The organism is Streptomyces sp. NBC_00433, from assembly GCA_036015235.1.
In the GTDB taxonomy this organism is placed as follows: Bacteria; Actinomycetota; Actinomycetes; order Streptomycetales; family Streptomycetaceae; genus Actinacidiphila.
The window spans coordinates 962199-974281 of record CP107926.1 but is presented as its reverse complement, the minus strand read 5'-3'; the positions used below and the strand labels follow the sequence as shown (position 1 = coordinate 974281).

Below are 12083 nucleotides of genomic sequence, written 5' to 3'. Positions count from 1 at the left end.
GCCAGACAGGCCCTCGGCGCGGCGACGCCGTGGACGGCAGTTCGCGGTCGTACTTCCTCATGCTCATGACCGGCGCTAAAGCCCGGCTTACGGAGACCTTGCGCGGCACGCGGCGGTCCGGCCCCCGCACCCGGCCCCGGCGGACTCACGCCCCCTCCGAGGCCGAGCCGCCGAGGTCGAACTCGCGGTCGATCAGGTCCAGCAGGTCCTCGGCGCTCGCCGTACTGATGTCGACGCCGTTGCCGCCATCGCCGACGCCGGCCCCGTCGGCGGCGCCGCCACCCGCGGCCGCCTCCAGGCTCCACAGGATGCCGCGCACCCGGGACAGCGCTTTCTCCCGCGCCGACTCGTCGGCCGCGTCGAACCCGGCGATCGCCGCGTCCACCCGGTCGAGCTCCGAGAACAGCTGCGCCGCCGGGCCCGGTCGGGAGTCGGCGAGCCGCCCCAGCACGAAGTCGATGACCGCCGAAGGCGTCGGCTGGTCGAAGACCAGCGTCGCCGGCATCCGCAGCCCGGTCGCCGCGTCCAGCCGGTTTCGCAGCTCGACCCCGGTGAGCGAGTCGAAGCCCAGCTCCTTGAAAGGCCGCGCGGTGTCCACCGCCGACGGGTCCGCGTGCCCCAGCACCGCCGCGACCGTGCCGCGTACCAACTGCGTCACCTCGCGCCGCTGCTCCTCCGGCGGCAGCCCCGCCAGTGCCGCGGGCCGTGACGGTCCCTCCGGCCCCCGCCGCGCTGCCCGGCGCACCAACTGCCGCAGCAGCGCGGGCGTCGGCGAGATCGCCCGCAGCGCTCGGGCGTCGAGACTGACCGGCAGCAGCACCGGGTCAGGTGCGGCCAGGGCGGTGTCGAGGAGGGCGAGGGCGTGCGGGGTGGTGAGGGGCTGCAAGCCCTGCCGGTTGAGCCGCCGGTGCTGCCCGGTGTCCAGGGTGCCGGTGAGCGCGCTGGTCTGTTCCCACAGGCCCCAGGCGAGGCTGGTGGCGGGTTGGTGGTGGGTGTGGCGGTGGTGGGCGAGGGCGTTGAGGAAGCTGTTGGCGGCGTTGTAGTTGGCCTGTCCGGGGTTGGCGAGGGTGGCGGCCGCTGAGGAGTAGAGGACGTAGTGCTGGAGGTGGGGGAGGTCGGCGGTGTGGAGGTAGTAGGCCGTGTCGACCTTCGGGGTGAGCGTGGCGTGGAGTTGCTCGGGCGTGAGGCTGGTCAGGGTGGCGTCGTTGAGGGTGCCCGCGGCGTGGATGACGGTGGTGACGGGGTGGTCGTGGGGTACGTCGGCGAGCAGGGTGGCGAGTTGGTCGGGGTCGGCGGTGTCGGCTGCGACGACGGTGGCGGTGGCGTCGAACTGGGCCAGGGCGGCGATGAGTTCCGTCGCGGCGGGTGAGTTCGGGCCCGATCGGCTGGCCAGGAGGAAGTGTCGGTGGCCGTGGTTCTCGGCGAGGTGCAGCGCCGTGAGTCCGGCGAGGACGCCGGTGCCGCCGGTGATGAGGGTCGTCCCCTCCGGGTCGCCTGCGGGCGCGGACTCGTCGTCCGGTGCCGGGACATGGCGCGTCAGCCGTAGCGCGTACGCCGCACCTGCGCGGACCGCGGCATACGGCTCGTCGCCCGTCCGGGCCGCCGCGACCACCCGCGCCAGGGCCTGCCCCGACTCCGCCGTACCGTCGCTGTCGACCAGCGTGATCCGCTGCGGGAACTCGCTCTGCGCGGTCCTTACGAGGCCGGTCACGGTGGCCTGCACCAGGTCCGGGTCGTCGCCCGCTCCGACCGCGGCCGCGCCCCGGGTGACCAGCACCAGGTGCACGTCGAGCAGCCGGTCGTCCGCCAGCCAGGACTGCAGGAACAGCAACGTCCGCTCTGCCGCCGCATGCGCCTGGCCAGGCACGTCGAGGCGGCCGCCGCCGGCTGATGCGAAATCGGCCGTGGCGGGAAGGAAGTGCACCAGCGCCTCGGGCCGGCCGTCGGCGTCCGGCACCGCGGCCTGGTCGGCGTAGACCGGCCCCGGCGCCCACTCCCCGGGCTCGCCCAGCACACCCCAGCGCGAGCCGTCCCCGAGCGCCGCCTCGACCGCCAGCGGCGCCCACGTCTCGCGATACAGGCCCTCCACCGGCTGCCGCCCGATCGCCGCGACCTGCGCGGCATCCAGCACCCGCGTGGTCAGCCGCTCGACGGAGGCCACCACCTGCCCGGCCGCGTCCGTCAACTCGACGGCCAGCGAGTCCTCGCCGGTACGCGTCAGGTGGACCCGGGCGGCCGTCGCGCCGGTGGCGTACAGCCGTACCCCGCTCCACGCGAACGGCAGCCGCGCCTGCGCCTGCGCCGCCAGCGCCACCGGATGCAGCGCCGCGTCCAGCAGCGCCGGATGCACCCCGAACCGCGCGCTCTGGGCCCGCTGGTCCGCGGCGAGACCGATCTCCGCGTACAGTTCGTCGCCGTCCTGCCAGGCGGCGGTGAGGTTCTGGAAGGCGGGCCCGTAGGTATAGCCCTGGTCGGCGAGCGTGTCGTAGGCGTCGGTGAGGTCGATGGGGGTGGCGCCGGGGGGCGGCCAGGCGCCCTCTGCCGGCGACGGCGCGCGCTCCGGCTGGGCGGCGGTGAGCCTACCCGTGGCATGCCGGGTCCACGCGGTGGCGTCCGGGTCGTCGTGAGCCGCGCCGGTGCCCGGCTCCGGCCGCGAGTGCACGGTGAGGGCACGGCGGTCGGCGTCGTCGGGCGCCCCCAAAGTGACCTGGAGCTGGATCGCCTGGCCGGGAGACAGGACCAGAGGGGCTTCGAGCGTCAGCTCCTCGACCGCCTGGTGCGCGGTGCCTTCGGCAGCGTGGAGGGCGAGTTCGACGAAGGCGGTGCCGGGCAGCAGCACGGTCTCCCCGACAGCGTGGTCCGCCAGCCACGGGTGGTCGGCGAAGGAGATCCGCCCGGTGAACAGCGCCGCGCCATCCGGCAGGTGCACCGACGCCCCCAGGAACGGGTGGTTCGCCGCCTGCTGCCCCAACCCGCTCGGATCACCACTCCCGGCCGCCAATTTGGCCCAGTAGTGGGTGGTTTGGAAGGGGTAGGTGGGGAGGTCGGTGGTGGGGGTGTTGGCGAAGAGGGTTTTCCAGTTGATGGGGGTGTTGTGGGTGTGTGCTTTGGCGAGGGCGGTTGTGAGGTCTGTGGGTGTGCCGTGGTTGCGGCGGAGGGTGCCGAGGGCGGTGACGGGTTGGCCTTGGGGGTGGTTTTGGGCTGTTTGGTGGATGGCGTGGGTGAGGACGGGGTGGGGGCTGGGTTCGATGAAGAGGGTGTGGCCGGTGGTGATGAGGTGGGTTGTGGTGGCGTGGAGTTGGACGGGTTGGCGGAGGTTGTCGTACCAGTAGGCGGCGTCCAGTGTGGTGGTGTCGGTGGGGGTGTTTTGGGGGTGGGTGGTGGAGTGGAAGGGGATGGTGGCGGGTTGGGGGGTGGTGGGGGCGAGGTCGTTGAGGATGCGTTCGCGCAGGGGGTCGATGTGGGGGGAGTGTGAGGCGTAGTCGACGGGGACGAGGCGGCTGTCGACGTGTTCGGCCTGCAATACCTCGTGGAGTCGGTGGACGGCTTCGAGGTCTCCGGACAGGGTGGTGCTGGCGGGGCTGTTGAGGGTGGCGATGGTGACGCCGGTGTGGTCTGCGAGCCGTTCGTGGAGGTTTTCTGCGGGGAGGGGGACGTGGAGCATGGTGCCGTGTCCGGCGATGGTGGTGAAGGTCTGGCTGCGTAGGGCGATGATGCGGGCGGAGTCTTGGAGGGTGAGGGCGCCTGCGATGTGGGCTGCGGCGATTTCGCCTTGTGAGTGGCCGATGACCGCGTGGGGGGTGAGTCCGTGGTGTTGCCAGAGCTTGGCGAGGGAGATCATCGTGGCCCACAGCATCGGCTGGAGGACGTCGACGCGGTCGGGGTCGGCGGCTCCCGGGGTCTGGTTGAGGGTGTCGATGAGGTGCCAGTCGGTGAAGGGTGCGAGTGCGTGGTGGCAGGCCTCGATGTGCTCGGTGAAGACCGGGTCGGTGCGTAGCAGTTCTTGTGCCATGCCGGGCCACTGGGAGCCCTGGCCGGGGAAGACCAGCACCGTCTTCGGCGACGTCGACGGGGCCGTGGCGGCGTAAAGGTCCGGGTGGGGTTGCCCGTCGATGTGGTGGCCGAGAGCCGTGTGCAGTTCCTCGCGGGTGGGGCTGGTGACGGCGAGGCGGTGGGTGAAGTGGGTGCGGGTCGTGGCGAGGGCGGCGGCGAGGTGGTGCGGGTCCTCGCCGGGGTGCCGGTCGAGGTGCGTGCGCAGCCGGCGGACCTGGTCGGTGAGGGCCTCCGGGGTGCGGGCGGACAGCAACCAGGGGCCTACGGCGGTCGGTTCTGCGGGTTCGGCCTCCTGCGTGGCGGGGGCCTGTTCGAGGATGAGGTGGGCGTTGGTGCCGCTGATCCCGAAGGAGGAGACCGCTGCCCGGCGGGGGCGGTCGACTTCGGGCCAGGTCATGGCGGTCTGGGTGAGGGCGATGGTGCCCGCGCTCCAGTCGACGTGCTGCGAGGGTGCGTCGAGATGCAGGGTGGCGGGCAACTGCCCTTCTTGGAGGGCGAGGACCATCTTGATGACGCCCGCTATTCCGGCGGCGGCCTGCGTGTGTCCGATATTCGACTTCACCGAGCCGAGCAGCAGCGGCCGTTCGGCGGGTCGTTCCTTGCCGTAGGTGGCCTGGAGCGCCTGCGCCTCGATCGGGTCGCCGAGCTTCGTACCCGTGCCGTGCGCCTCGACGGCGTCGATGTCAGCGGGGAGGAGGCCGGAGTTGGCGAGGGCCTGGCGGATGACCCGCTCCTGGGAGGGGCCGTTGGGTGCGGTGAGGCCGTTGCTGGCGCCGTCCTGGTTGACCGCGCTGCCGCGCAGGACGGCGAGTACGCGATGGCCCTGGCGTTCGGCGTCGGAGAGGCGTTCCAGCAGCACCATGCCGACGCCTTCGGCGAGGCTGAAGCCGTCGGCGCTGTCGGAGAAGGGCTTGCAGCGCCCGTCGGGTGCCAGGCCGCGCTGCCGGCTGAACTCCAGGAAGGGGCTGGGCACCGCCATCACCGTCGCACCGCCGGCCAGCGCGAGCGAGCACTCGTCGCCGCGCAGCGCCTGGGCGGCGAGGTGGATGGCCACCAGGGACGACGAGCACGCGGTGTCGATCGTCATGGCGGGTCCCTCGAATCCGAGGGAGTACGCGATCCGGCCCGAAGCGACCGACGTGGTGTTGCCGGTGGCGAGGTAGCCCTCCAGTTCCTGGGTGTTCTCGGCGCTGATCTGGCCGGCGTAGTTCTGCGCCACGACGCCGGTGAAGACGCCGGTGCGGGTGCCGTGCAGTCCCGCGGGGTCGAGCCGTGCGTTCTCCAGCGCTTCCCAGGCGGTGTGCAGGAGCAGCCGCTGCTGCGGGTCGGTGGCCAGCGCCTCGCGCGGGTTGATACCGAAGAAGTCCGCGTCGAAGTCGCCCGCGTCGTGCAGGAATCCACCGCCCCGGCTGTACGTGGTGCCGAGGTGGTCGGGGTCCGGGTCGTAGAGGCGTTCCAGGTCCCAGCCGCGGTCGGTCGGGAACGGCCCGGTGGCGTCGGTCCCTTCGGACAGCAGGGCCCACAACTCCTCGGGACTGCGCACGCCGCCCGGGAAGTGGCAGGCCATCCCGACGATGGCGATCGGCTCGTCGGCCGCGCCCGCGGCCCCCGCGGCCGTACGGGCCCGCGCGGCGGCCGGGGCGTTGCGGTCGCCCACCGCGGAGTCCACCAACTCGTCCCGCAGATAGGCCGCGAGACGCGCCGGGCTCGGGTAGTCGAAGATCATCGTGGTCGGCAAGCGCAGCCCGGTGACCGTGCCCAGCCGGTTGCGCAGCTCGACCGCGGTGAGCGAGTCGAAGCCCAACTCCTTGAAGGCCGCGTCCACCTGGATGGCATCGGCGCCGTCCGGATGGCCGAGCACCGCCGCCGCCTGCGTACGGACCAGTGTCAGCAGCGTCTCGCCTTGCTCGGCTGCCGACTGTCGCGCCAACTGCTGCCGCAGGACATCGGTCGTTCCGCGTCCTGCCGCCCTACCCGCCGCTGTACGCCGGCTCGGGCGCCGGGCGAGGCCGCGCAGGACGGGCGGCACGAGGGTGGGATCCAGCCGGCGGGCGTCGAGGCCGACGGGCAGCAGCAGCGCGTTCGGCGCGGCCAGGGCGGTGTCGAGGAGGGCGAGGGCGTGCGGGGTGGTGAGGGCGTGCAGCCCCTGCTGGGCGAGGCGTTGGCGCTGGGCCGTGTTGAGGCTGCCGGTGAGGGTGCTGGTTTGTTCCCATAGGCCCCAGGCGAGGCTGGTGGCGGGTTGGTGGTGGGTGTGGCGGTGGTGGGCGAGGGCGTCCAGGAAGTTGTTGGCGGCGTTGTAGTTGGCTTGGCCGGGGTTGGCGAGGGTGGCGGCCGCCGACGAGAAGAGGACGTACCTCTCCAGGTGGGGGAGGTCGGCGGTGTGCAGATGGTGCGCGGCGTCGACCTTCGGGGTGAGTGTGGCGTGCAGTTGTTCGGGGGTGAGGGAGGTGAAGGTGGCGTCGTTCAGGGTGCCGGCGGCGTGGACGACGGTGGTGACGGGGTGGTCGTCGGGTACGTCGGCGAGCAGGGCGGCCAGGGCGTCCGGGTCGGCGGTGTCGGCAGAGACGACGGTGGCGGTGGCGCCGCGACCGGCCAACTGCTCCACGAGGGCGGCTGCTTGCGGCGAGTGCGGGCCCGAGCGGCTGGCGAGGAGGAAGTGGCGGTGGCCGTGGTTTTCCGCGAGGTGCAGGGCGGTGAGCCCGGCGAGGACGCCGGTGCCGCCGGTGATGAGGGTCGTGCCGTCCGGGTGGGGCTGCCGGGGGAGTGTGAGGGCGAGCTTGCCGGTGTGGCGGGCCTGGCTGAGGTGCCGCAGCGCCTGCGGCGCGTCCTCGATCGCGTAGGCAGCGGTGGGCAGTGGCGGCAGCACACCATCGGCGAACAGCCGGTGCAGCGCGCCGAGGATGTCCTGCAGGGCATCCGGTCCCGCGTCGTTGAGGTCGATGGCCTGGTAGCGGGTGCCGGGGTGGTCGGCGTTGATGGTGTCGGGGTCGCGGATGTCGGTTTTGCTCATGTCGATGAAGTGGCCGCCTCGGGGGAGGAGGCGGAGGGTGGTGTCGGTGTGTTCGTGGGCGAGGGAGTGCAGGACGACGTCCATGCCGTGGCCGTTGGTGCGGGCCAGGAGGTGGTTGGCGTAGTCGTGGGTTCGTGAGTCCGCGATGTTCTCGGCGTCGTAGCCCAACTCGGCTGTGAGGGTGTGGTGTTTGGGCAGGCTGGCGGTGGCGTACAGGCGGGCGCCGAGGTGGCGGGCGAGGTGGGTGGCGGCTTGGCCGACGCCGCCGGTCGCGGTGTGGACGAGAAGGTTCTGGCCCGGCTTGAGGTCCGCCAGGGTCACCAAGGTGTAGTACGCGGTCGCGTAGGCCAGCGTCGCCGAGGCCGCCTGGGCGGGCGTCCACCCCTGCGGCACCCGGGCGAGAACCCGGTGGTCGGTGACCGTGGTGGCCGCCGTGCCGTGGGTGAGGATGCCCATCACCCGGTCGCCGACCTCGAAGCCGGTGACCTCGGGGCCGACTTCGGTGATGACGCCCGAGCCCTCTGAACCGAGGTGCGGGACGGGCTCGGGGTACATACCGAGGGTGATCAGCACGTCCCGGAAGTTGAGGCCCACCGCTTCCAGGGCAAGCCGGACCTGCCCGGGTTCCAAGGACCCGTCCAGGTCGGGGGCGGGGAGGAGGGCGAGTTGGTCGGGGCTGCCGGGTGAGGTGAGGGCGAGCCGCCAGGCGCTGTCGCTGTCGGTGGGGATGGCCAGTTGGGTCTGCGGGGTGTTGGTCAGCCGGGGAGCGTACAGCTCGCCCTTGCGCAGGGCGGTGTGCGGCTCGTCGGCCGCCCGGACTGTCCCGATCGCCTCGATCAGGGCCGCCGTCGAGAAGGGGTGGCCGTCCAGGTCGATGAGGGTGATCCGCCCCGGGTGCTCACTCTGCGCGGTCCGCACGAGGCCAGTCACCGTCGCCTGCACCAGGTCCGGGTCGTCCGCGTGGTCGACCGGCGCGGCGTTCGCGGTCACGACCACCAGGTGCGTATCCGCCAGTGCCGTGGCGCCCAACCAGTCCTGGAGCCGGAGCAACGTGTCCTCGGCTGCCGCGTGGGCTTGTTCCACCACATCGGCGCCGTCCGGCGCGGTGAGGAAGCGCAGCACCACGGCGGGTGCCGGATCGCTCAACGCGTCGAGCCCGGGGTGGACGGGGAGGTCCAGGCCGAGCCGGTCGTCCTGGCCCCAGACCGCCCAGCTTTCCGCGTCGGTCGCGGTGCCGGCTGTCGGCTCCGCAGGCGGAAGCGCCGTCCACTCGACGCGGAAGAGCGAGCTGTCGCGGCCCGCGCTCCCGGCCGTACCGAGCACCGCCGGGTCGAACGGGCGGGTGATCAACTGCTCGACGGCCAGCAGGGGCTGCCCGGCCGCGTCCGTCAGCTCGATGACCACCGCGTCCTCACCCTGGCGCTTCAGGTGCACCCGGGCGGCCGTGGCACCGGTGGCGTGCAGGCGTACCCCGCTCCACGCGAACGGCAGCCGTGTCCCGCCGTCCGCCGCCAGCACCAGGGGGTGCAGGGCGGCGTCCAGGAGCGCCGGGTGGATGCCGTACGTCTGCGGGTCGGCGTCGGCGCCCTGGTCGAGGTCGGCGTAGAAGTCGTCGCCGTGTTGCCAGGCGGCGGTGAGGTTCTGGAAGGCGGGGCCGTAGGTGTAGCCGCGTGCGGCGAGCGTGTCGTAGGCGTCGGTGAGGTCGATGGGGGTGGCGCCGGGGGGCGGCCAGGCGGCGTCGGCCGGGGTCGGTGCGGGCTCGGGCGCTAGGGCCGTGGTGAGAGTGCCGGTGGCGTGGCGGGTCCACGGCGTCGTGCCGGCGTCGTCGGCGTCAGGCTCGGGCCGTGAATGGACGGTGAGGGTGCGTCGGTCGGCCTCGTCGGGTGCGCCGACGGTCAACTGGAGCTGGACTGCCTGCTCGGGATGCAGCACGAGCGGGGCTTCGAGGGTCAGCTCGTCGACGGTGTCGTGCCCGGTGTCCTCGCCCGCGTGCAGGGCGAGTTCGACGAAGGCGGTGCCGGGCAGCAGCACCGTGCCGGCGACGGCGTGATCAGCCAGCCACGGATGGTCGCGTGACGACAGCCGCCCGGTCAGCACCGAGCCGCCGTCCTCCGCGAGCCGCACCACCGCACCGAGCAGCGGATGTTGCGTCCGCGTGAGCCCGGCCCGCGCCACATCGCCCGACCCTGCGCTGCTCTTCACCCAGTAGTGGGTGGTTTGGAAGGGGTAGGTGGGGAGGTCGGTGGTGGGGGTGTTGGCGAAGAGGGTTTTCCAGTTGATGGGGGTGTTGTGGGTGTGTGCTTTGGCGAGGGCGGTTGTGAGGTCTGTGGGTGTGCCGTGGTTGCGGCGGAGGGTGCCGAGGGCGGTGACGGGTTGGCCTTGGGGGTGGTTTTGGGCTGTTTGGTGGATGGCGTGGGTGAGGACGGGGTGGGGGCTGGGTTCGATGAAGAGGGTGTGGCCGGTGGTGATGAGGTGGGTTGTGGTGGCGTGGAGTTGGACGGGTTGGCGGAGGTTGTCGTACCAGTAGGCGGCGTCCAGTGTGGTGGTGTCGGTGGGGGTGTTTTGGGGGTGGGTGGTGGAGTGGAAGGGGATGGTGGCGGGTTGGGGCGCGGTGGGTGCGAGTTCCCGCAGGATCTGTTCTTTGAGGGGGTCGATGTGGGGGGAGTGTGAGGCGTAGTCGACGGGGACGAGGCGGCTGTCGATCTGCTCGGTTTGCAATACCTCGTGGAGTCGGTGGATGGCGTCTACGTCTCCGGACAGGGTGGTGCTGGCGGGGCTGTTGAGGGTGGCGATGGTGACGCCGGTGTGGTCTGCGAGCCGTTCGTGGAGGTTTTCTGCGGGGAGGGGGACGTGGAGCATGGTGCCGTGTCCGGCGATGGTGGTGAAGGTCTGGCTGCGTAGGGCGATGATGCGGGCGGAGTCTTGGAGGGTGAGGGCGCCTGCGATGTGGGCTGCGGCGATCTCGCCTTGTGAGTGGCCGATGACCGCGTGGGGGGTGAGTCCGTGGTGTTGCCAGAGCTTGGCGAGGGAGATCATCGTGGCCCACAGCATCGGCTGGAGGACGTCGACGCGGTCGGGGTCGGCGCTTCCCGGGGTCTGGTTGAGGGTGTCGATGAGGTGCCAGTCGGTGAAGGGTGCGAGTGCGTGGTGGCAGGCCTCGATGTGCTCGGTGAAGACCGGGTCGGTGCGTAGCAGTTCTTGTGCCATGCCGGGCCACTGGGAGCCCTGGCCGGGGAAGACCAGCACCGTCTTCGGCGTGTCCGTCGGCGCCACGGCCTCGTAGACGTCGGAAGCGGGCTCGCTCGCCGCGAACTGGTCCAGGGCCGCCACTAGTTCTTCACGCGTCGGGCTGGTGACGGCGAGGCGGTGGGTGAAGTGGGTGCGGGTCGTGGCGAGGGCGGCGGCGAGGTGGTGCGGGTCCTCACCGGGGTGCCGGTCGAGGTGCGTGCGCAGCCGACGAGCCTGGTCGATCAGGGCATCGTGCGTGCGGGCGGACAGCAACCAAGGTCCCACGACGTGCCGTTCGGCCGCCTCGGCGACCGTATCCTCGTCCTCCTCGACGGGGGCCTGTTCGAGGATGAGGTGGGCGTTGGTGCCGCTGATCCCGAAGGAGGAGACTGCTGCCCGGCGGGGGCGGTCGACTTCGGGCCAGGTCATGGCGGTCTGGGTGAGGGCGATGGTGCCCGCGCTCCAGTCGACGTGCTGCGAGGGTGCGTTGAGGTGCAGGGTGGCGGGCAACTGCCCTTCTTGGAGGGCGAGGACCATCTTGATGACGCCCGCTATTCCGGCGGCGGCCTGTGTGTGTCCGATATTCGACTTCACCGAGCCCAGCAGCAGCGGCCGTTCGGCCGGACGTTCCTTGCCGTAGGTGGCCTGGAGCGCCTGCGCCTCGATCGGGTCGCCCAGCGGTGTCCCGGTGCCGTGCGCCTCGACGACGTCGACATCGTTCGTGGTGAGTCGCGCGTCGGCCAACGCCGCCCGGATCACCCGCTGCTGGGACGGCCCGTTGGGAGCGGTCAACTGGCTGCTCTGGCCGTCCTGGTTGACCGCGCTGCCACGGATGACGGCGAGCACGCGGTGGCCGTTCCGCCGGGCGTCGGACAGGCGTTCCAGGACGACGAGGCCCGCGCCTTCCGCGAGGCTGAAGCCGTCGGCGCTGTCGGAGAAGGGCTTGCAGCGCCCGTCGGGTGCCAGGCCGCGCTGCCGGCTGAACTCCAGGAAGGGGTTGGGCGCCGAGATCACGGTGGCGCCGCCGGCCAGTGCGAGCGAGCACTCGTCGCCGCGCAGGGCCTGCGAGGCGAGGTGGATGGCGACCAGGGACGAGGAGCAGGCCGTGTCCACGGTGAGGGTCGGGCCTTCGAGCCCGAGGGTGTAGGCGATCCGCCCGGACGCGACCGACGTGGTGTTGCCGGTGGCGAGGTAGCCCTCCAGGTCTTGCGCGTGCTCGGGGGCGAGTCGGGTGGCGTAGTCCTGGGCGATCACGCCGGTGAAGACGCCGGTGCGGGTGCCGTGCAGCGTCGTCGGGTCGAGCCGGGCGCTCTCCAGCGCTTCCCAGGCGGTGTGCAGGAGCAGCCGTTGCTGCGGGTCGGTGGCCAGCGCCTCGCGCGGGTTGATACCGAAGAACGAGGCGTCGAAGTCGCCCGCGTCGCGCAGGAATCCGCCCGTGCGCGCGTACGACGCCCCCGTGCGGTCGGGGTCCGGGTCGTACAGCTCCTCCAGGCTCCAGCCCCGGTCCTCGGGCAGCGGGCCGGTGGCGTCGGTCCCGTCGACCAGCAGCGACCACAGCTCGTCCGGGGTGTGTACGTCGCCCGGGAAGCGGCAGGCCATCCCCACGATGGCGATCGGCTCGTGCCGTGCGGACTCCACCTGGCTCAGCCGGCGCCGCGCCTGCTGGAGGTCGGCCGTCACGCGCTTGAGGTAGTCGCGGAGCTTTTCTTCGTTCGCCATCCGGTATCAGCCCTCGGTAGGAGAAGGACGATCTCCAGCGATCAGAGATCCGTGGTTCGTGGGTGGTGATCGG

1 protein-coding gene is annotated in these 12083 nt (G+C 72.1%); it reads right to left on the bottom strand.

Annotated features, from left to right (window positions below; genetic code table 11):
- Nucleotides 1–145: 145 nt before the first annotated feature.
- A complete protein-coding gene (locus tag OG900_03760) occupies nt 146–12010 on the bottom strand; it encodes an SDR family NAD(P)-dependent oxidoreductase (GenBank protein WUH89346.1) in 11865 nt (3954 codons plus the stop codon).
- Between the last annotated feature and the right edge of the window lie 73 nt (nt 12011–12083).

What these genes read in the sequence shown, in the direction of transcription:
- OG900_03760 (WUH89346.1), bottom strand. Translation starts at nt 12,010, where the DNA reads ATGGCGAACGAAGAAAAGCTCCGCGACTACCTCAAGCGCGTGACGGCC.